This window comes from Streptomyces dengpaensis, assembly GCF_002946835.1.
Taxonomy (GTDB): domain Bacteria; phylum Actinomycetota; class Actinomycetes; order Streptomycetales; family Streptomycetaceae; genus Streptomyces; species Streptomyces dengpaensis.
The window spans coordinates 632511-652663 of record NZ_CP026652.1; the positions used below are offsets into that span (position 1 = coordinate 632511).

Below are 20153 nucleotides of genomic sequence, written 5' to 3' on the forward strand. Positions count from 1 at the left end.
TCCGCGAACACGTTGTAGGGACCATTGACACCCGCGCGTGCCGCTCTGACGCAAAACAGTGGATAAAACTTCACTCAGCGAACGAGCGAGCCGCTCGGCCCTCTGGTTCGTGCTCACCGCGGCCGGGGCACTGCTGCTCAAGGCACATCTCCCGCTGGGCGTGACGTACGCCGTCGTCGCGATCACGGGAGTCTGGCTGTTCAGCGCGCAGGTGATGGTGTACGCCACCGCCAACACGGTCTACCGCGAAAGTGAGCGCGCTGCCGGGCTCGGCCTCGTCACCGGGGTCGGCCGCACCGGCGCCGTCGTCGGGCCCTGGCTGATCGGCTCGCTCGCCGCGAACGGCCACCAGAACTGGGGCTTCACCACATTCGCCCTGACCGGGCTGCTCGGCGCGGTGGCGATCGCGCTCATACCGCTGGCCCGGCGCACGAGCCGGCGGCAGCGAGCCGCCACGTCGGGCCTCGTCGCCGCGGAGGCGTGAACGACGGCGGGGCGTGAACGACGGCGAGCCCCGGCAGAACGTCCATGTTCTGCCGCGGCTCGCCATGACCGAACGGTGTCGTCGTACCCGAAGGACGTCGCGCCCGAGCGGTGTCGCGCCGACCTACTCGATGCCCGACAGGAGCCCGGTGACGGGGGCGGCCAGATCGGTCACCTGGTGCAACTCGTTGAGGTCGTTCAGACGGTTGAGACCGGCCAGCTGCTCGGAGGGCCGCGGGATTTGACCCCGGTGCTCGGCGGGAATGTCACTCACCGCGAGCGAGTCGAGCTCGGCGATCGGGTTCAGCTTCCCCGGGTCCCGGGCCTCGGAGCCGGCCGCGATCGCCAGCGGCGCGGCGAGGCCCGTGACACCGACGGCGAGACCAACGGCGGCGACCATACGTCGTGTTGAGATCATGCTTTCAGCAACGCCCCCGGGGACGGGCGGACACGGCCGTGCCGCGTCGCTCACCCGAGAGGCTCATCGGGCGGTTGCGCTTGCCGTGGACCGTGCGGCGGAGGAGTCTCGGAGGTGAGGCCCTTCGCGGTCCACTCCTCGCTGGTCCGCGGCCTTCCAAGGAGGTCACTATGGGCACCGCGGCAGGCCCCGCCTTCGACACCGAAACGCTGCGCCGGGGCATTGAAGGACACAATGCGGCAGATCTGCTGTCGCTCTACGCCGACGACGCGGAACTGCGCGTCGTCGACCGCAACACCCAACCCAGCCACCCGATGATCAAACACGGTCGCGCCGAGATCGCCGAGATGCTCAACGACGTCTACAGCCGTGACATGACGCACAAGCTGGAGCAGTGCGTCATCCAGGGCGACCATGTCGCCTACACCGAGTCCTGCGAGTACCCGGACGGTGTGAAGGTACTGGCTACGTCGATGATGTCGCTGCGCGACGGCAAGATCGCCGATCAGACACTCGTGCAGGCATGGGACGAGTAGGAAGGGACTGGCCGAGGGTCCAGATCAGGTCCCATCTGACCTGGACCTTTTCGGCGAGTGCGGCGATGGGCCGGTCGCGTACCGGCCGGAGGCGGCTGCCACGCCCCATGTCCGCGGCAGCTCTGCGAGCGTCCGCCTCACTGCTGGGCTCAGTGCTGCGCGCGGCGCGTTCCCACTCTCGTCCGCCGGCACCGCGCGCCGCCCGGCGGCATCGCATCCGGCGCCGGTGAACTGGGCCCGTGGGCGCCGGTGAACTGGGCCCGTGGAGGGGCGAACCACGTCGTGCGGCGAGGACATCAAGCCGGGAGCCGTCGTCATCGATGCGGGCTACAACCCCGGGAACATCGGCGACGTCGACTTCGACACCGCCCGCGAGCGGGCAGGCCTGATCACGCCCGTGCCGGGTGGCGTCGGTCCGATGACGATCGCGGTCCTGCTGGAACAGACCGTGACCGGGGCGGAGCGCCAACTCGGCGTCTGAGAACCGCGCTTCGGGCGCTGCCGGCCTGGCGCGCGCTGCGCCCCGGCGGCGCCCGTCAGTCCACCACCTGGCCGCAGCTGACATTGGGGACCGCGCCGGTCATGGCGCCGGCGTAGTCCGATGCCATGAGCGCCGCGACGTTACCGACGTCAGCGAGCGAGGGCAGGCGTTTCAGCAACGTCATGTCCGTGAGACTGGCGATGAACTCGTCACGCGTCATCCCGGCAGCGGCCGCGTGCTTGTCCAGCACCTCCTGGATCGACTCCACCGATCCGGCCGAGCGCAGACAGATGACGCGCACCCCCTGGGGTCCGAGCTCCGCCGCCAGCGTGCGAGAAAAGCCCTCCAGCGCGGCGCAGCTGACGCCGAAGCCGCCGACGAGGGGGAAAGGTACCCGGGCGGGGGTCGCCGTGATCATCATGATCACACCCGAACCCGCCTCGATCATGTACGGTGCGACCGCCTTCGCGGTCAGGAACTGCGTTCTGGTCGCGAGGGTGACCGGGCGCGCGAAGTCGTCGTAGGACATCTCGATGAGCGGTGTCCCCTGAACTTCGTCCAGTCCGATGGCGTTGAACGAAACGTCAACTCTCCCGGCTTCCTTGACGATCCCGGCGACGCACTCGTTCACGGACTGCTCGTCGAGCGCATCGACCTGAGCCGTCGCGGCCGTTCCTCCCGCGGCGGAGATCTCCGCGGCCACGGCCTCGAGTGTGGCCCGTGTACGACCGGCGAGGAAGACCCTGGCTCCCTCCCGGGCAAAGGCACGAGCGACCGCGCCGCCAATCGCCCCACCGGCTCCGTAGATCACGGCGTTCTTGTCTGCGAGCAACATAGGCATCAGGGGTGGTCGCGCGGATGGAGCATCTGTCCCTGGAACCATCGTCCGCGCGAGCAGGCCAGATCGCACCTCGGGCCCCCGCCGCGGTTCCGGGCACCGATCGGGTGCGGCTCCTTGGTGAGCGCGGCCCGGTCCTCGGTGATCTTCGGCCGCCGCCCGCCGACCCATCAGGAGCATCCGGGAGGATCCGGGAGGATCCGTCGACGAGATGCCGCAGCATGGGTACGTAGAACGCGGGTTGGGCGTTGTCCGGGCGCGGAAAGCCATCGCGGAACGTGTTGGCTGTGCTGGTGGAATCGAGCCGCTGCGTTGACCGTTAGGCGGGGCCGTCATCGCGCTTCGCGCTCGTCCTCACACGCCGTACGGGCTGGAAGAGGACACCACCCCGCCGGCCGCAGGATCCCCAGCAGTTGCCGGACCAGTTCGTCCACCACCTCGTCGAGCGTCGCGGCCACCCAGCCCGCGCGCCAGTCATGGAGGAGGCCGTTGACGCTGCCGATGAACGCGGTCGCCGCGATCCGGTAGTCGCGCGGTGCCGCCTCCCCGTGGGCGGCCGCGGCCGCCGCCTCCGCGCAGATGAAGTCCACCCAGCGGGCACGGCGGGCGAGCCGTTGTTCCTCCAACCGGGGGCTCACACCGATGATTTCGACGAAGGTGATGCGGATGCGCCGCGGATCGCTCGTCACATTCGCGGCATACGCGCGGAAGACCGCCGTCACCCGCTCGGCGAGCGGCAGGTCCCGCGCGTCGACGAGCGCGGCAAGGGCGGCCTCCTCGGCCCAGTCGTTGACCTGGAGGTGCAGCGCGGCCAGGACGTCTTCGAGGGTGCGGAACTCCTCGTAGAACTGTCGCGTCGACAGACCCGCCGCCTCGCTGAGCGCCGCGACGGTCGTGGACCGATAGCCGGGGCTGTCGCCGAACAGCTGGAGCGCGGCGTCCAGGAAGCGGCGTCGCCGCTCGGCCTGCCGCTCTTCGGCGGACCTGCCGCCGTAGCGACCGGTCGGCGTCTTGAGCCTGCCCGCCAACTGCCCCTCCTCGCCCTGGTCGGCCGTTCGGTCAATTTTGTCGTGTACGCGGTCTTGTGGAGAAGGCCGCCCCCTCCTTACTTTTCAGTAAGTTCACTCTGAATGCGCTCGTGTTCAGATTCCTCGCCCTGTCACGGCACGCCCCCACCCCAGAGGAGAGAGCAGTCATGCCTGCCTTCAGAACCAGGCACCTTTGCTCCGTAGCCGCCGCCCTCGCCCTGACCGTCACCGCTCCCGCGACCGCCGCCACCCGTGCCGACACCTCCGCCGCCGCCCTCCGCGAGGTGCTGTTCGTGGCCAACAACTGGGACGGCACCGCGGATGTCATCAAGTCGACCGGCGACTTCGCGAAGATCGGCCGGATCGACGTCATCCCGGACAAGGACACGCGGATGGCGGAGATCAGCGCCAATCCGATCAAGTGGGCCTATTTCCTGGCCATCCGCAACAGCGTCGGCGAGGGACACGACCAGTTCGCCGACGACATGTACTCCACGCCGGACGGGAAGTCGGTGGTCGTCTCCCGTCCGAGCTTCGCCGATGTCGTCTCGATCGACCTCGCCAGCGGGCAGATCAACTGGCGTTTCCCGGTGTCCGGTTACCGTGCGGACCACATGGCGGTCTCCCCCGACGGCACCCGGGTCGCGGTCTCGGCCTCGACCGCGAACACCGTGCACGTGCTGAACATCGGCACCGGTCAGCAGCTCGGTTCGTTCGCGACCGGCGACAAGCCGCACGAGAACGTCTTCTCCAAGGACGGCAAGTACATCTGGAACATGTCCATCGGCGAGGTGAACACGGCGCTCGACGACCCGTTCTGGGACTGGACGAAGGGCGACCGGCGCATCACGGTCGCGGATGCGACGACCTACCGGCAGGTCAAGGTCATCGACATGCGGCAGCGGCTGGACGCGATCGGCCTCAAGGACCACTCGGACGCCGTCCGCCCGGCCGCGTTCTCGCCCGACGAGTCCAAGCTCTACTTCCAGGTCTCGTTCTTCAACGGCTTCTTCGAGTACGACGTCGCGACGGACAAGATCACCCGTACGAAGACCCTGCCGAAGAACCCGGCGACCGGCGACGACCGCACCACCTTCGTCAACGACTCGCGCCATCACGGCATTTCGATGAAGCCGGACGGCAGCAAGCTGTGCGTCGCGGGCACCATGGACGACTACGCGACCGTCGTCGACCGCGCCACGCTCCAGGAGGGCCCGCTCGTCACCGCCTCCAAGCCCTACTGGGCCACGGTCAGCGGCGACGGTGCCTCCTGCGTCGTGTCAGAGAGCGGCGCCGACCAGGTCACGGCCATCGACTTCGCCACGGGCCGCAAGACGGTGTCCGTGCCGGTGGGCGACCATCCGCAGCGGGTACGACTGGGCCATGTGGCGGCGGACTGGACGGGCCCGGCCTCCTGAACCCCGGCCAACTGCCGTTGTCGGGCTGGCAGATGACCGGCCCGGCTGCGGCTACCGGGTATAAGCGGGCCAGAACAAGGGGCGCCTCACCCGCCGACCCGGCGTGTCACGTTCAGCAGGTACTCCTTCCGGTTCAGCGGGTTGTGGTCGGTGCGCGGCCGCTCCGGGACCGTGCCGCCGCGCGCGACGGGCGCGTAGTGGTCGAAGGCGCTCTCCACCTCGCCCTCGCCCCGGGTCAGTCCGGGCAACTGCTGTCCCAGCCCGTGCACATGGGCTGCCGGCAGCGTGCCGTCGAGGACGCAGACGGCACCTCGCGTCTCGGTGGTCTGCGGCACGGCGCGTACCCCCGCCAGCACGGGAAGCAGGGCGCCCAGGGTGTCCACCGGGGCCTCGATCCGGAAGCGGTGCATGGGCTCGTACACCTGCGTGTCCGCCCGCCGCAGCGCCTCGATCAGGACCAGCGGGGTCACCCCGCGGAAGTCGGCCCCGGTGCTGGACATGCTCTTGTCGAAGCCCTGGTGGGCATGGCTCTGCCTCGGCGAGTAGCCGGAGTGGGTCATGGTGACCGTGCAGTCGGTGACCTGCCAGCCGTGCAGTCCCTGGCCGAGGGTCTGGCGCACGGTGTCCTCGACGGCCTTGAAGAAGGCGTACGGCATGGCACCCAGCTCGACCTCCAGCCGGAACGCCACGCCCGATCCGGCCGGCGCGGGGTCGACGCGCAGGCCGACCGTGGCGAGGAAGGGGTTCGGATCCTTCTTGTTGAACTCGACCGCCGCTCCCCTCCCGACGGGCCGCTCGATGCAGAGCGGTGTCGTCTCCCGGAACGTGACGTCCAGGCCGAAGTCGTCCGCGAGGGTGGCCTGAACGACCTCCTTCTGCACCTCGCCATAGAGGGACACGGAGATCTCCTGGCGGATCTCGTCGTGCCTGAGGCCGATCAGCGGGTCCTGTTCGGCGAGCCGGGTGAGCGCGAGGTGGAGGGCCCGCTTGTCCGTGCCCGGCCCGGGGACGACGACGGTTTCGAGGGTCGGGGGCGCGAAGAAGTGCTCGTACGCCTTCCTCGGTACTCCCCCACGCTCGGCTGCGCTCGCGCGGGGGGACCCCCAGATCGCGTCGCCGATCCTGATCTCGCCGAGGCCCCACAGCTTGCCGATCCGGCCCGCGGGGACCTGCTCGGCACGGACGTCCGTGCCGTGGTCGAAGACGCTGACCGCGGTCACCTTGCCCTCCGCGCGGCCAACGTCTGCGCGGCCGTTGCCTGCGCGGCCGTCGCCGAAGGGGATGCGGTCGCGGGTGCGGAGCGTTCCGGAGAAGATGCGCGCGTAGGCGACTTTCTCCCCCGCCGGGCCCCGCTCCACCTTGAAGACGGTGCCGGACAGCGGACCGTCGGGGTCTCCGTCCGCGGCCGGCAGCAACTCCTTGATTCCGGTGATCAGTTCGGCCACGCCCGCGCCCGTCATGGCGGAGCCGAAGTACACCGGGTGTACGAGGGCCTGCCGGGTCTGGTCGGTGAGGGCCGCGCGGAGGCGGTCGTAGGACACGGCGTCCTCGACGTAGGCGGTCAGCAGATCGTCGTCGTGGTCGGCGAGGACGTCGAGCGCGGCCGGGCCGAGGCCCGGGGTCACGTGGGCGTCACGCGTGCCGATGCCGGCGACCGACCCCATGGGGACGACCGCCGGGGTGAGCCGCTCGCAGACGGCTCGCAGGACGCCCTCGTAGCGCGCTCCGCGTCGGTCGATCTTGTTGACGAAGACGAGCGTGGGGATACGCAGCCGCTGCAGGGTGCGCATCAGGACACGGGTCTGCGCCTGGACGCCCTCCACGGCCGAGACGACGAGTACGGCGCCGTCCAGCACGCTGAGCACCCGCTCCACCTCGGCGATGAAGTCCGGGTGGCCGGGTGTGTCGATGAGGTTGACCGTCACGTCGTCGACCGGGAAGGAGACGACGGCGGACTTGATGGTGATGCCGCGCTGCCGTTCCAGCGCGAGCGAGTCGGTCTGCGTACTGCCGGCGTCGACGCTGCCGATCTCGTCGATCACCCCGGCGGTGTGCAGCAGCCGCTCGGTGAGGCTGGTCTTACCGGCGTCGACGTGCGCGAGGATTCCAAGATTGAGCAAGTGCACTGAGTGTCATGTCCTTGGGCATCGGAGGGATTCCTTCGTGGGTGGACATGCACGCAGTACGCATCGGTGCTCCTCATGAGTGACGACGGGTCCCGTGCAATACAGCAGAACCGGACACGCCGAGGCAATGGATTAACACTCAACGAAGCCTGCCGCAGCACTCGCCGCCATCAGGACGTAGTCATAGAGTGACGTACGTCAAGTGACGTAGATCACGTCAGGCACCTGTTTCCCTCGCATCCGTACGCACGGTCTCTGGAGGGCCACATGACCCATATCTCGGTAAAGGTGGACGGCACGACGTACGAGGACGAGGTGGAACCCCGCCTTCTGCTGATCCACTACCTGCGCGACCGCCTGGGCCTGACCGGCACCCCGATCGGCTGTGACACCTCCAACTGCGGGGCGTGCACGGTCGAGCTGGACGGCGATAGCGTCAAGAGCTGCTCGGTACTGGCCGTCCAGGCGGACGGGAGCCAAGTGACGACGGTCGAAGGGCTCGCCCAGGACGGCGAGTGGACCGGGCTGCAGCGGGCGTTCCACGAGAAGCACGGCCTGCAGTGCGGCTACTGCACCCCGGGCATGATCATGGCGGCCCGGGATCTGCTGAAGGAGAACCCGAACCCGACCTCGGACGACGTGCGGCAGGCCCTGGAGGGCAACCTCTGCCGGTGCACCGGCTACCAGAACATCGTGCGCGCGGTGCTGGCCGCCGCCGGACGCTCGGGGCAGGAGGTCTCGGCATGACCGACCAGATCGCCGAACCCGAGGTCGGCCGCTCCCGCGCCCGCAAGGAGGACGCCCGGCTCGTCACCGGACAGACCAACTGGACCGACAACATCCAGGTCAGCGGCCTGCTCCAGCTGGCGATCCTGCGCAGCCCCATGGCGCACGCCCGCATCGGCCGGATCGACGTCTCCCCCGCGCTCGCCCGGCCCGGGGTCATCGCGGCGTTCAGCGGACGCGATCTCGCGGAGGGCCTGGGGTCGCTGCCGTGCGCCTGGCCTGTGACCGAGGACATCGTGCTCCCCGACCACCCGCCGATCGCCGTCGACGAGGTGCGCTACGCCGGAGACCCGGTGGCCGTCGTGGTCGCCCGCGACCGGTACGCGGCCGCCGACGCGCTCGAGGCGATCGAGGTCGACTACGAACCGCTGCCCCCGGTCCTCGACCTGGAGGCCGCGCTCGCCGAGGACGCCCCGCTGGTCCACTCGGACAAGGGCACGAACCGCTGCTACGACTGGCTGCTCGCGACCGGCGAGGACTTCGCCTCCGTACGGGAGCGCGCGGACGTCACGGTCAAGCGCCGCTACCACCAGCAGCGGCTGATCCCCAACGCCATGGAGCCGCGCGCGGTCGTCGTCACCCCGCTGCCCGCCTCCGGCGAGTACACGCTCTACTCGGCGACCCAGATCCCGCACATCCTGCGGATCATGCTGGCGGTGGTCACCGGCATCCCCGAGCAGAAGCTCCGCGTGATCGCCCCCGACGTGGGCGGCGGCTTCGGCTCCAAGCTCCAGGTGTACGGCGAGGAGGCCATCGCCCTCGCGGTCGCCCGTCGGCTCGGCCGCCCGGTGAAGTGGACGGAGTCCCGCTCCGAGGGCTATCTGGCGACCCATCACGGCCGCGGCATGATCCAGGACATCGAGATCGCCGCGGACCGTGACGGCAAGCTGCTCGGCCTCAAGGTCGACCTGCTGGCCGACATGGGCGCGTATCTGATGCTGGTCACGCCGGGCATCCCGATCCTCGGCGCGTTCATGTATCCGGCGATCTACAAGATGGACTCTTACGAGTTCAACTGCACCGGCGTCTTCACGACCAGGACGCCCACCGACGCCTACCGCGGCGCCGGGCGCCCGGAGGCGACGTACGCCATCGAGCGGATCATGGACGAGCTGGCCGCCGAACTCGGCCTGGATCCCATCGAGTTGCGGCGCCGGAACTGGATCCGGCACGAGGAGTTCCCGTACACCTCGATCGCCGGTCTGACCTACGACAGCGGCAACTACGAGGCCGCGACCGAGCGGGCGCTCGCGCTGTTCGGGTACGACAAGCTGCGCGCCGAGCAGGCGGACCGCCATGAGCGGGGGGACACCGTGCGGCTCGGCATCGGTGTGTCGACGTACACCGAGATGTGCGGGCTCGCGCCGAGCCGGGTGCTCAGGGATCTGCGGTACGCGGCCGGCGGCTGGGAGGCGGCGAGCATCCGCATGCTGCCCACCGGCAAGGTCGAGGTGGTCACCGGCACCAGCCCGCACGGGCAGGGGCATGTGACCTGCTGGAGCCAGATCGCCGCCGACGTGCTGGGCGTGCCCTTCGAGGACGTCCAGGTCGTGCACGGCGACACGAAGGCCGCCCCGCAGGGCATGGACACCTACGGATCGCGGTCGCTGGTCGTCGGCGGGACGGCCGTCCACCACGCGGCGGTGAAGGTGATCGACAAGGCGCGTCGGGTGGCCGCGCATCTGCTCGAAGCGAGTGAGAACGACCTGGAGTTCACGAACGGCGTGTTCTCCGTGACGGGCTCCCCGGAGGCGCGCAAGACCATCCAGGAGGTTGCCTTCGCGACCTTCTCCTCGCACGACCTGCCCGAGGGCATGGAACCCACGATCAACGCCGAGTACGTCGTCGACCCGGAGAACTTCTCCTACCCGCACGGCACGCACCTGTGCGCGGTCGAGGTCGACACCGAGACCGGGCGCACACAGATCCGGTCGTACGTCAGCGTCGACGATGTCGGCCGGGTCATCAACCCGATGATCGTCGAGGGCCAGGTGCACGGCGGGCTGGCGCAGGGCATCGCGCAGGCGCTGTACGAGGAGGCGGTGTACGACGACGAGGGCAACCTGGTGTCGGGCACCATGGCCGACTATCTCGTGCCCTCGTCCGCCGATCTGCCCGAGTTCGTGACGGACCGGACGGAGACGCCCGCCGTCTCGAATCCCTTGGGGGTCAAGGGAGTTGGCGAGGCGGGGACCATCGCGTCGACGCCCGCCGTCGTCAACGCGATCGTGGACGCGCTACGGCCGCTGGGCGTCACGGACGTGCGGATGCCCTGTACGCCGCAGCGGGTCTGGGAGGCCATCGAGGACGCCTCCGGAGGTTCTGGAGCCTCCGAAGATTCCGGCGCTCTCGGAGAGGAGGGCTCGGCATGATTCCCCCGGCATTCGAGTACGCGAGGCCCACGAGCGTCGACGAGGCCGTGCGGACGCTCGCGGACGCGGGCGAGGACGCGAAGGTGCTGGCCGGCGGGCAGAGCCTGCTGCCGCTGCTCCGCCTGCGGCTCGCCTTTCCCGAACTCGTCGTCGACGTCGGCCGGATTCCGGAACTGCGCGGGATCCGCGAGGGCGAGGGCACGCTGATCATCGGCGCGATGACCTCCCACCACGACGTCATCCGCGACCCCCGGGTATGCCGGCACGCCGGGCTGCTCGCGGCGGCCACGGCCACGGTCGCCGATCCCGCCGTACGCCATCGCGGCACCCTCGGAGGTTCGCTCGCGCACGCCGATCCGGCCGGTGACCTGCCCGCCGTGATCCTCGCGCTCGACGCGACGCTGATCGCGGTCGGACCCGAGGGGCGCCGGGCCATCCCGGCCCGCGAGTTCTTCGTGGACTATCTGCAGACGGCGCTCAGGCCGGACGAACTCCTCGTGGAGGTGGAGATCCCGACGACCGACGGCTGGGGGTTCCATTACGAGAAGTTCAACCGGGTCGCGCAGGCCTGGGCGGTCGTCGGCGTGGCGGCGCTCGTGCGGCGCGACAACGGGCACATCACCGCGTCGCGGATCGGGCTGACCAACATGGGCTCGACGCCGCTGCGGGCCGCGGCCACCGAGGAGGCGCTCGTGGGCGCCGACGCGGCGGGCTCGGTGCGGCGGGCCGCTCAGGTGGCGGCGGACGGTACGCACCCGTCGTCGGATCCCTCGGCCTCGCCCGCCTACCGTGCGCACCTCGCCCGGGTGCTCACGCGGCGCGCGGTGCTGTCCGCGGCCGGGATGGGGTGAAGTGCCCATCGCCGGAAGGGTAGTGGACGGTTTCAGCGGTCCGGACGAGGTGCGGGCCCGCCTGGAGAAGACGGGGTATCTCGTTGACGAAGGGCTGGCCGTCGCCTGCTTCCTGGCGCTGCGGCTGCACCGGCCGATCTTCTGCGAGGGCGACGCGGGCGTGGGCAAGACCGCGCTCGCGTCCGCCCTCGCCGAGGCGACCGGCGCCCCGCTGATCCGGCTGCAGTGCTACGAGGGCATCGACGCGTCCCAGGCCCTGTACGACTGGGACTTCCCGCGTCAGCTCCTGCATCTGCGGGCCGCCGAGGCGGCGGGCATCACGGACGCCGACCGGCTCGAGGCCGAGCTGTACGACCGGCGGTTCCTCATCGCCCGGCCCCTGCTCCAGGCGCTGGAGACGCAGCCGTGCGTTCTGCTGGTCGACGAAGTCGACCGCGCGGACGACGAGTTCGAGGCGTTCTTGCTGGAGCTGTTGTCGGAGTACGCGGTGAGCATTCCCGAACTGGGCACGCTGCGCGCCGAGGTGCCGCCGGTCGTGGTCCTCACCTCCAACCGCACCCGCGAGGTGCACGACGCGCTGAAGCGACGCTGCCTCTACCACTGGTTCGACCACCCGGGGTTCGCCCGCGAACTCGCCATCGTCAGAAGGAGGTTGCCGGAGGTGACCGCCCGGCTCGCCGATCAGGTGACCGCGCTCGTCCAGGCCCTGCGCGCCGAGGACCTGCTCAAACCGCCGGGGGTCGCGGAGACGATCGACTGGGCGGAGGCCCTGCACGCGCTGGGCGCGACCGAGGTGGACGCCGAGCTGGCGGTGGCCACGCTGGGGTCGGTCCTGAAGTACCGGGAGGACGCGGAGCGGGCCCGGGGGCTCGATCTGTCGGGGATCCTCGCGGCGCGGGGGACGTAAGGGCATGGGGCGTGAGGGCATGGGAAGTACGGCCTGGGAACGCGGAGGCGGGAGCACGGTCGATGCGCCGGCCGTCCTGGTCGGATTCGCCCGTGCGCTGCGCGCGGCCGGTGTCGAGGCCGGGCCCGACCGTGTCCAGGCCTTCATCGGCGCACTCGATCTCCTCGATCCCGGGGTGCGCTTCGACGTGTACTGGGCCGGGCGGCTCACGCTGTGCGGGAGCCGGGACGATCTGGAGCGGTTCGAGCGGGTCTTCGCGGCCTACTTCGGCGAGAAGGGCGACGCGCGACCCGCCCGGGCTGCCGTGCCGCCCCGGCTGCGCACGGTCGTACGGGCCGCAGGGCCCGCACCGCCCGGGGCGGCACGGGCGTCGGAGGACGGCGTACCGGCGCCGGCGCTGGCCAGTTCCACCGAGGTCCTGCGCCACCGCGACGTCGCCGGGCTCACGGCGGCCGAGCGGGAGCAACTGCGGCGGCTGCTGGACGCGTTCCGTCTGCCCGGCGAGGTGCGGCGCTCCGCGCGGCGGCACCCGGCACGGCGTGGCAGCGTGGATCCGCGGCGTACCGTACGGGAGTTGCTGCGCCGCGGCGGTGAGCCGGCCCGGCTGCGGCGGCACGCGCGGGCCGAGCGCCCGCGCCGGGTGGTGCTGCTCGTGGATGTGAGCGGTTCGATGTCCCCGTACGCGGACGCGCTGCTGCGATGCGCGCACGCGGCCTCGCGCGGCACCCGCACGGAGGTGTTCACGATCGGCACCCGGCTGACCCGAGTGACCCGCGAGCTCGCGCACCGCGACCCCGACACGGCCATGGCGGCGCTCGCGGCGGCGGTCCCGGACTGGCGCGGCGGCACCCGGCTGGGCGAGATGCTGCGGGCCTTCCTCGACCAGTGGGGCAGGCGGGGCATGGCGCGCGGCGCGGTCGTGGTGCTGCTCTCGGACGGCTGGGAGCGTGGCGATCCCGCCCTGCTCGCGGCCCAGATGCGACGCTTGCACCGGCTCGCGCACCGGGTGATCTGGGCCAATCCGCGCAAGGCCCGCCCCGGTTACGCACCCCTGGCCGCCGGGATGGCGGCGGCGCTGCCGAGCGTTGACGCCTTCGTCGAGGGGCACAGCCTGGCCGCGCTGGAGCGTCTGGCGGCGGTGGTGAGAGGAGCGGATCCTTGAGGAGAACCGAGTCCTGGAGACAGAAGCACCCCCCGGTGAAGGGATCGAGCGATGCGTGACATCCTCCCGGCGCTGAACGAGTGGTATGCGGCGGGAACCCCGTTCGGGCTCGCGACGGTCGTCGCGGTCAGCCGCAGCGCGCCCCGCGACCCGGGCGCGGCCATGGCCGTCGGCCCCGGGGACGAGGTCGTGGGCAGTGTGTCCGGCGGCTGCGTCGAGGGCGCGGTCTTCGAGCTGGCCCAGGAGGTGGTGGAGTCCGGCGAAGCGCGCCTGGAGACCTTCGGGTACAGCGACGAGGACGCGTTCGCCGTCGGGCTCACCTGCGGCGGCGAGATCACCCTGCTCGTCCGGCGGGTGTCCCCCGCCGACGATCCGTCCTTCGGCGCGGTGGCCGAGTCGGTGGCCGCGGGCCGCCCGGTGACAGTGGCCACGGTGATCGACGGACCGGCGCCGCGCGGGGCCACGCTCGCCGTGTGGCCGGACGCGGACACGGGGCCTTCCGGCCAGGACGCCGGGCCTCCGGGCGAGGTCTCGGGCTCGCTCGGGGCGACCGGTCTGGACGTCGCCGTCACCGCCGACGCGCGCGGCGAACTGGCCCAGGGCATCACCGGGCGGCGGCACTACGGCCCGCACGGCGAGCGCCGCGAGGACGCCGTCACCGTGTTCCTCAACTCCTTCGCGCCACCGCCCCGCATGCTGGTCTTCGGCGCGATCGACTACGCGGCCGCGGTGGCCCGTATCGGCTCCTTCCTCGGCTACCGGGTCACGGTGTGCGACGCCCGTCCGGTCTTCGCCACGCCGAAACGGTTCCCGGAGGGCGTGGAGGTCGTCGTCGAGTGGCCGCACCGCTATCTGAGCGGCACGACGACCGACGCGCGCACGGTGATCTGCGTCCTCACCCACGACCCGAAGTTCGACGTGCCCCTGCTGGAGGAGGCGCTGCGCCGCCCGGCCGCGTACATCGGGGCGATGGGCAGCCGTCGTACCCACGACGAGCGGACGAAGCGGCTGAAGGAGGCCGGCCTGTCGGAGCGCGAACTGTCCCGGCTGCGGTCGCCCGTCGGGCTCGACCTGGGGGCGCGTACGCCCGAGGAGGTGGCCGTGTCCGTCGCCGCGGAGATCATCGCGATGCGGTGGGGCGGCAGCGGGGCGCCCCTGACGGCGACCTTGGGCGCGATCCACTCGGCCGGCGCCACCCCGTCCGAGGTGCCCGGCGCCACCCCCGTCTGAGGAGAGAGAAATGGAACTGCACCACGAGTTCACGGTCCCGGTCCCGGTCCAGGACGCCTGGCGGGTCCTCCTCGACATCGAGCGGGTCGCCCCGTGCATGCCGGGCGCGACGGTCGAGGACTACGACGGCAAGACCGTGACCGGTTCGGTGAAGGTGAAGGTGGGCCCGATCACGGTCACGTACCGGGGCACCGGCGTCTTCGAGGAGCAGGACGAGGAGACGCACCGGATGGTCCTGATCGCGAGCGGCAAGGAGACACGCGGCCAGGGCACGGCGCGGGCGCGGGTCACCGGCACACTCAGCGAACGCGACGGCGGCACCGCCGTGTCCGTGGACACCGATCTGACGGTGACGGGCCGTCCGGCGCAGTTTGGGCGCGGCGTCATGGCGGAGGTGGGCGACAAGCTGGTCGGGCAGTTCGCGGACTGTCTGTCCCAGCGCCTCGAAGAATCCCAGCGCGTCGGCGAGTCCGGCCGACGCGACGACGCCGCCCGGCTGGACGAATCCGGCCGACGTGACGAGTCCGGCAGGCTCGAACAAACCGAGCTGATCAACGAGTCCACGGTTTCGGCAAGTTCCGAGCCGGAGCCGATCGACCTGCTCCGGACGGCAGGGGTGCCGGTCGCCAAGCGGCTGGTGGCGGGGTTCGCCGCGGTCGCCGCGGCAGTCCTGGTGATCTCGCGGCTACGACGCCGTACGCGCCGCTGAGTGCTGCGGCCGGCCTCGTCCCGGTGACCGGCGATCACCTGCGTGCCGGACGAAGGCCCTCGTAGCGGAGCTACTTGGGCCTTTGGCCGGTGCGGCGAGAGGGCGTGCCGGGCGGCGTGGGGGCGTGCCTGAACTTCCCCGAGGCCGCTTAGGTCGGGGAAGCGTTCGGCGCAGCGGCGTTCGCGGCCCTGGGCGGCGCCGGTCTCGTGGACGACTCCGAAGCGCAGGCCGCCCAGTTCGGCGCGGGCGATCTCGGGGAGGCGGGCGCGCAGGGCCGGGCCGTCGTTGTTGCCGTACACGCCGATGACCCGGTCGGCGCGGTCCTCCAGCAGGTCGAGAGTGGCGATGTCCACCCAGTCGCCCGCGTGGATCACGACGTCGGCGAGCGGGATGCCGGCGAGCAGTTGCTCCGGCAGTTCGCTGGCCCGCTGGGGCAGGTGGGTGTCGGACATGAGGAGGAGACGCACTCCCTCAGGCTGTCACTCCAGGACGACCTCGGCCCAGACCTGCTTCCCTCCGCTCACCGGCACGGTCCCCCACGCCGCCGACATGGCCTCGACGAGGAGGATGCCGCGTCCTCCGGTGGCCTCCCAGCCGATGCTGGTGGGCTTGATCGGCGATCGCGCCGAGTTGTCGGCGACCGCGACCCGCAGACGGTGGTTGACCAGGGTGAGGTCGAGCCTGACCTGCCCGTCGGTGTGCACGAGGGCATTGGTGACGAGTTCGGAGACGATGAGGAGCACGGCGTCCGTGTAGTCGCCCGTGTCCCAGGCGCGCAGGGTGCGCTTGGTGAAGCGGCGGGCGTGTCCGACCGCCTCGGGGACCCGCCAGATGGTCCAGCTCTCGCGGCGCGGGCGCACCGCCAAGCCGTCGTAGCGCATCAGGAGGAGGGCGACGTCGTCGCTGCGGTTGGCGCCCGCGAGCAGTCCGTCGGCGACGAGTCCGAGGTGGCCCGGGTCGGAGGCGCCCAGCTCGGAGGCGAGCCGGTTCAGGCCGTCCTCGATGTCGACCTCGACGGACTCGACGAGACCGTCCGTGGTCAGCGCCACGACGGTGCCGGGCTGCAGCCGCAGCGGGCTCATGGGGAATTCGGCCTGGGTGAGGACACCGAGCGGCGGTCCGCCCTCGGACTCGGGGACCTCCGTGCGGCCGTCCGGGTGGCGCAGCACCGGGGGCAGATGTCCGGCGCGCACGTACCAGGCGGAGCCCTCCTCCATGTCGACGTCGACGTAGCAGCAGGTGGCGAAGAGGTCGGTCTCCAGGTCGACGAGGAGCCGGTTGGCGTGCGAGACCACCACGTCCGGGGGATGCCCTTCGATGGCGTACGCGCGCAGGGCGGTGCGCATCTGGCCCATGAGGGTCGCGGCCGAGGTGTTGTGTCCCTGGACGTCGCCGATGACGAGGGCAACGTGGTTGTCGGGCAGCGGGATCACGTCGTACCAGTCGCCGCCGACCTCCAGGCCCGCCGTGGTCGGGAGATAGCGAGCCACGGCCACCGCGCCGGGCAGCCGGGGCAGGCGGCGCGGGAGCAGGGTGCGCTGGAGCATGCCGATGAGCTCGTGTTCGGCGTCGAAGGCACGGGCGCGCATCAGGGCCTGGCCCGCGAGCCCGGCGGCCGCGGTGAGCAGGGCACGTTCGTCGGGGCCGAAGTCGTGCGGGGCGTCCCAGCCGATCAGGCAGAGGCCGGCCATGCTTCTGCCGGAGGGCAGCGGCAGGACGGCGAGGCCGCCGGGGCCGACATCGGCAATCGCCGGTTCCAGGGGCGTCCCGGCGGGCCAGACGGCGGGGCGTCCCTCGTTGAGGGCCGCGGCGAGGGTCGGCATGGCGCGGACGGGCGCGTCGGGCCACTCCGAGCGCCATTCGGTGCGCCACAGTTCGGGCCAGGCCTCCGGCTCGGGCGGGTCGAGGAGGGTGACCACGAGGCGGTCGCCCTCGAGTTCGGCGAGCGCGATCCGGTCGGCTTGGAGGGGCCCGCGCAGTACGGCGACCACGGCGCGGCCGACATCGCGGACGGTGCCCGCGGTGGCGAGAGCCGTGGCGAGTCGCTGGACGCGGGCCACGTCGTTGACGCCGGAGCGCACCTTCGAGGCGTCGGAGACCGTGCCCACGAGCCGCGCCGGACGGCCTTCGCCGCCGGGCAGCAGGCGGGCGCGCAGCCGCAGCCAGCGCTGTCCGCCGGAGGGCTGCAGAATGCGGAACTCCAGCTCGCGGTCGCCGATGGACATGTGGTCCTGCTCCACCGCGGACATCAGCGAGGGCAGGTCTTCCGGCACGGTCATCGACAGCAGTGTCTCCACCTTGCCGTCGAATTCGGCCGGGCTCAGGCCGAACAGCTCCAGCATCGCGTCGTCGACTTCGACGTGCCCCGTGTCCATGGAGAGGCTGAAGGAGTTGGCCTGCGGTTCGCCGGTGTCCGCGGCTGTGGCGGGCGGGCAGACGACGGCTTCGGCGAGCAGGCCCAGGCTCTCCCGGTCCTCGGGGCTGAAGCCGTCCGGGTGTTCGCTGACGGCGACCAGGCAGCCACCGTCCCGCAGCGGCAGCACGCCCAGCGAGAAGTCCTGGGAGTCCTGGGACGGCAGCCCACGGGCGTCGGCGCAGCGGCCGAGGTCCTCCGGGCCGAGCCAGCGGGGCCGGCCCGAGCGGTGGGCGTCCACCGCGGGGGATCCGTTGGAGAGGGGGTAGCTGTCGCCCATCCCGTACAGCGTCCCCGGCACCCCGGCGGACTCCGTCAGGTGCAGCGCGTCGCCGCTGTCGCTCGGCGCGTACACGGCGGCCAAGGTCGCGTGGGCGAAGACGAGGGCCTGTTCGAGGACGCGGTGGAGTCGTTCGCGCGGGTCGAGGTCCGTGGTGAGCGTCTTGAGGGCAAGTTCGACACGCGGCGTTCTCGTTCTGCGTCCCGCCGCTCCCTCACTGACCACGTCCGCAATTACAGCGCTTCCGGGCCGTTGGCGCAGCCCCTGTGACCATTCCGAATCTTGGTCGTTCCGAATCCGTCGGCCTGCGGCGCGGCACCGTCCGTGGCGCTGGGCGGGATGTCCGGGGTGTCCGCCTCGCCACGCCGATGGTGGCGCGGCTGCCGTACGGACTGTGCGCGCTGGTTCTGTACGGCGGTTCAGTTACGCCGACGCGGCGACCGCCGAGCTGCTCGGCATCCCGGTCGGCGTGGGCGGGCCTACTGCCGGACGGGCGGGAAGTCACGTCTCGACGGAGGGGCCCGCAGGTGCGAGCGCTCCGGCCCACGCGGGGCACGTACGTGCGAGAGGCGCACGCGAGGCCCGTACGCGCAAAGGGTCCGGCCCTCCCGCCGGAGGGCCGGACCCTTCCACTGCCGACCGGTACCGCCTTTCCGCGGCCGGGTCAGTGGCTGGTGGTCACCGGCGTCACGGAGTCGTGGTCACCAGACCCGAGCCGTCGTCAACACCGGTGCCGGACTGGTCGTTCGCATGGCCCGCCTGGTCGTCGGCCGCACCGCCGGCCTGGTCACCGGCATCCGCCGGGTCACTCGCACCGGCGCCCGGGTCCGCCGCGTCTCCGGCTCCGGCGTCTCCGGCGCCCGCGTCCCCGGCTCCGGCATCCCCGGCGCCCGCGTCCCCGGCCCCGGCGTCACCCGCGCCCAGCGTCGCGCCGACCGCCTCCAGCGCGGTCGTGACCGGCTGGAAGAAGGTCTCGCCGCCGCTGGTGCAGTCGCCGCTGCCGCCCGAGGTCAGGCCGATCGCGCTGCCGTCCTGGGTGAACAAAGAGCCACCGCTGTCGCCGGGTTCGGCGCAGACGTCGGTCTGGATGAGGCCGGTGACCGTGCCCTCCGGGTAGTTGACGGTGGCGTCGAGCCCGGTGACGGTGCCGTCGTTCAGACCGGTCGTGCTGCCCATACGGATGACCTGCTGGCCCACGGCGGCCTCGGCGGCCTGGGTGATCTCGACGGTCTCGCCGTTGCCGATGTTGACGACGCTGTTGGCCTGGGTGTTCGGGTCGTCGTACTTGACGAGGGCGAAGTCGCCCTCACCGGGGAAGGTGGCCTGGTCGACGGTGGCGATCGGCGCGCCGTCCTGCGTGTCGGACCACTGGGCGGTCGCGACACCGCAGTGGCCCGCGGTGAGGAAGGCGGGGCTGCCGTCGCCCGCGGTGACGTTGAAGCCGAGCGAGCAGCGGGCGCCGCCGCCGAAGATGGCGTCTCCGCCGTCGACGAAGGTCTTGAAGGTGCCCGCGGATTTCTTGATGGTCGCCACGCCTGAGCCGAGGCCCTCCACCGTCGACTCCAGCGTGTCCCACTTGGCGCCGGTGACGGTCGAGTCGGCGGTGACACGGATCTCGTTGGTCTTCGGGTCGACGGCCCACGCCGTGCCCGGGATCGTCGCGTCGGCCTTCAACGTCTGGGCGGCGGACTGGAGTTCGGAGGTGCTGTTCTCCACCTCGTTGGGAACCGCGCCTGCCTTCTTGATCTCGTTGACGACATTGCTGTTGTCGCCGACGACGTTGATGATGATCTGCTGCTTGGCGGCGTCGTAGTACGACCCGGCGAACGCGTCGCCCAGTTGGGAGGCGAGCTGCGAGGCGACGCCGGCGGCATCGTTCGCCTTGAAGGTCTTCGGGGTGGTGTCGTCCCCATCCGTCTGGGACGCGTTGGCATTGGGCAGCAGAAGCGCCGCCGCTCCGAGCGCCGCCACGCTTCCTGCCGCGAGAACGGCCTTGCGCTTGGGTATCCGCTTGTGACTCAACTCTTGACCTCCTGGGGACGGGGTCGATGCCGCCGTCCGGCAGCTGACTGGGGGCGCCTGGATGGTTGTTGATACGCGTGAGCCACGTGGGGT

The 20153-nt window shown here is 71.2% G+C and carries 16 protein-coding genes and 2 pseudogenes; 11 read left to right on the plus strand and 7 right to left on the minus strand.

The features are described from left to right. Nucleotides 1–109: 109 nt before the first annotated feature. Nucleotides 110–484 carry an MFS transporter gene (locus C4B68_RS03025; protein WP_180289231.1) on the plus strand — a complete coding sequence of 125 codons (375 nt, stop codon included), beginning with the start codon at nucleotides 110–112 and terminating at the stop codon, nucleotides 482–484. 123 nt (nucleotides 485–607) lie between these two features. Here the strand turns inward: C4B68_RS03025 and C4B68_RS03030 are convergent, their stop codons facing one another. Continuing rightward, entirely contained in the window at nucleotides 608–901 is a 294-nt protein-coding gene (locus tag C4B68_RS03030) for a hypothetical protein (RefSeq protein WP_099501275.1), read from the minus strand. 170 nt (nucleotides 902–1071) lie between these two features. On the opposite strand from C4B68_RS03030, the gene C4B68_RS03035 reads away from it, so the two are divergent. Beyond that, a complete protein-coding gene (locus C4B68_RS03035) occupies nucleotides 1072–1437 on the plus strand; it encodes a nuclear transport factor 2 family protein (protein WP_099501276.1) in 366 nt (121 codons plus the stop codon). 286 nt (nucleotides 1438–1723) lie between these two features. After that, nucleotides 1724–1918 (plus strand): annotated as a pseudogene (locus C4B68_RS03040) (bifunctional 5,10-methylene-tetrahydrofolate dehydrogenase/5,10-methylene-tetrahydrofolate cyclohydrolase); the annotation flags it as partial. 55 nt (nucleotides 1919–1973) lie between these two features. On the opposite strand, the gene C4B68_RS03045 reads toward C4B68_RS03040, so the two are convergent. After that, nucleotides 1974–2801 carry an SDR family NAD(P)-dependent oxidoreductase gene (locus C4B68_RS03045; RefSeq protein ID WP_306511265.1) on the minus strand — a complete coding sequence of 276 codons (828 nt, stop codon included), beginning with the start codon at nucleotides 2799–2801 and terminating at the stop codon, nucleotides 1974–1976. Between the two features lie 287 nt (nucleotides 2802–3088). Beyond that, nucleotides 3089–3784, minus strand: coding sequence for a TetR/AcrR family transcriptional regulator (locus C4B68_RS03050; protein ID WP_099501279.1), 696 nt, complete (start codon nucleotides 3782–3784; stop codon nucleotides 3089–3091). A gap of 167 nt (nucleotides 3785–3951) precedes the next feature. Here C4B68_RS03050 and C4B68_RS03055 point away from each other — a divergent pair, with 167 nt between their 5' ends. Then, nucleotides 3952–5202, plus strand: a complete 1251-nt coding sequence (locus tag C4B68_RS03055; protein WP_099501281.1) for a YncE family protein — start codon at nucleotides 3952–3954, stop codon at nucleotides 5200–5202. Nucleotides 5203–5288: 86 nt separating this feature from the next. On the opposite strand, the gene C4B68_RS03060 is transcribed toward C4B68_RS03055, so the two are convergent. After that, entirely contained in the window at nucleotides 5289–7328 is a 2040-nt protein-coding gene (locus C4B68_RS03060) for an elongation factor G (RefSeq protein WP_099501283.1), read from the minus strand. 267 nt (nucleotides 7329–7595) lie between these two features. Here C4B68_RS03060 and C4B68_RS03065 point away from each other — a divergent pair, with 267 nt between their 5' ends. From C4B68_RS03065 to C4B68_RS03095, 7 genes are read left to right on the plus strand one after another with little or no spacing between them, the layout of a single operon-like run. Next, complete coding sequence (locus C4B68_RS03065) at nucleotides 7596–8075, plus strand: (2Fe-2S)-binding protein (RefSeq protein ID WP_099501285.1); 480 nt, start codon at nucleotides 7596–7598, stop codon at nucleotides 8073–8075. Continuing rightward, nucleotides 8072–10486: a xanthine dehydrogenase family protein molybdopterin-binding subunit gene (locus tag C4B68_RS03070; RefSeq protein WP_099501287.1), complete on the plus strand. Its 2415-nt coding sequence runs from the start codon at nucleotides 8072–8074 to the stop codon at nucleotides 10484–10486. The genes C4B68_RS03065 and C4B68_RS03070 overlap by 4 nt, the downstream gene beginning before the upstream one ends. After that, nucleotides 10483–11337 (plus strand): FAD binding domain-containing protein, encoded by an 855-nt coding sequence (locus C4B68_RS03075; RefSeq protein WP_099501289.1) that lies wholly within the window; start codon nucleotides 10483–10485, stop codon nucleotides 11335–11337. Before C4B68_RS03070 ends, C4B68_RS03075 begins: the two co-directional genes overlap by 4 nt. Continuing rightward, nucleotides 11252–12244, plus strand: coding sequence for an AAA family ATPase (locus C4B68_RS03080; RefSeq protein WP_441349329.1), 993 nt, complete (start codon nucleotides 11252–11254; stop codon nucleotides 12242–12244). The genes C4B68_RS03075 and C4B68_RS03080 overlap by 86 nt, the downstream gene beginning before the upstream one ends. A 19-nt stretch (nucleotides 12245–12263) precedes the next feature. Then, nucleotides 12264–13406, plus strand: a complete 1143-nt coding sequence (locus C4B68_RS03085; RefSeq protein WP_099501291.1) for a vWA domain-containing protein — start codon at nucleotides 12264–12266, stop codon at nucleotides 13404–13406. Between the two features lie 51 nt (nucleotides 13407–13457). Further along, nucleotides 13458–14636: an XdhC family protein gene (locus C4B68_RS03090; protein ID WP_099501293.1), complete on the plus strand. Its 1179-nt coding sequence runs from the start codon at nucleotides 13458–13460 to the stop codon at nucleotides 14634–14636. Nucleotides 14637–14646: 10 nt separating this feature from the next. Continuing rightward, nucleotides 14647–15345 (plus strand): SRPBCC family protein, encoded by a 699-nt coding sequence (locus C4B68_RS03095; RefSeq protein WP_099501294.1) that lies wholly within the window; start codon nucleotides 14647–14649, stop codon nucleotides 15343–15345. A gap of 140 nt (nucleotides 15346–15485) precedes the next feature. On the opposite strand, the pseudogene C4B68_RS03100 reads toward C4B68_RS03095, so the two are convergent. The 3 genes and pseudogenes from C4B68_RS03100 to C4B68_RS03110 all read right to left on the minus strand — a co-directional run. Continuing rightward, nucleotides 15486–15812, minus strand: a pseudogene (locus C4B68_RS03100) (YfcE family phosphodiesterase); the annotation flags it as partial. A 12-nt stretch (nucleotides 15813–15824) separates the two neighbouring features. Further along, entirely contained in the window at nucleotides 15825–18263 is a 2439-nt protein-coding gene (locus C4B68_RS03105) for a SpoIIE family protein phosphatase (RefSeq protein ID WP_099501296.1), read from the minus strand. 462 nt (nucleotides 18264–18725) lie between these two features. Then, nucleotides 18726–20060 carry a S1 family peptidase gene (locus tag C4B68_RS03110; protein WP_099501298.1) on the minus strand — a complete coding sequence of 445 codons (1335 nt, stop codon included), beginning with the start codon at nucleotides 20058–20060 and terminating at the stop codon, nucleotides 18726–18728. Nucleotides 20061–20153: the final 93 nt, after the last annotated feature.

What these genes read in the sequence shown, in the direction of transcription:
- C4B68_RS03055 (WP_099501281.1), top strand. Translation starts at nt 3,952, where the DNA reads ATGCCTGCCTTCAGAACCAGGCACCTTTGCTCCGTAGCCGCCGCCCTC.
- C4B68_RS03065 (WP_099501285.1), top strand. Translation starts at nt 7,596, where the DNA reads ATGACCCATATCTCGGTAAAGGTGGACGGCACGACGTACGAGGACGAG.
- C4B68_RS03075 (WP_099501289.1), top strand. Translation starts at nt 10,483, where the DNA reads ATGATTCCCCCGGCATTCGAGTACGCGAGGCCCACGAGCGTCGACGAG.
- C4B68_RS03085 (WP_099501291.1), top strand. Translation starts at nt 12,264, where the DNA reads ATGGGAAGTACGGCCTGGGAACGCGGAGGCGGGAGCACGGTCGATGCG.
- C4B68_RS03095 (WP_099501294.1), top strand. Translation starts at nt 14,647, where the DNA reads ATGGAACTGCACCACGAGTTCACGGTCCCGGTCCCGGTCCAGGACGCC.
- C4B68_RS03045 (WP_306511265.1), bottom strand. Translation starts at nt 2,801, where the DNA reads ATGGTTCCAGGGACAGATGCTCCATCCGCGCGACCACCCCTGATGCCT.
- C4B68_RS03090 (WP_099501293.1), top strand. Translation starts at nt 13,458, where the DNA reads ATGCGTGACATCCTCCCGGCGCTGAACGAGTGGTATGCGGCGGGAACC.
- C4B68_RS03070 (WP_099501287.1), top strand. Translation starts at nt 8,072, where the DNA reads ATGACCGACCAGATCGCCGAACCCGAGGTCGGCCGCTCCCGCGCCCGC.
- C4B68_RS03030 (WP_099501275.1), bottom strand. Translation starts at nt 901, where the DNA reads ATGATCTCAACACGACGTATGGTCGCCGCCGTTGGTCTCGCCGTCGGT.
- C4B68_RS03035 (WP_099501276.1), top strand. Translation starts at nt 1,072, where the DNA reads ATGGGCACCGCGGCAGGCCCCGCCTTCGACACCGAAACGCTGCGCCGG.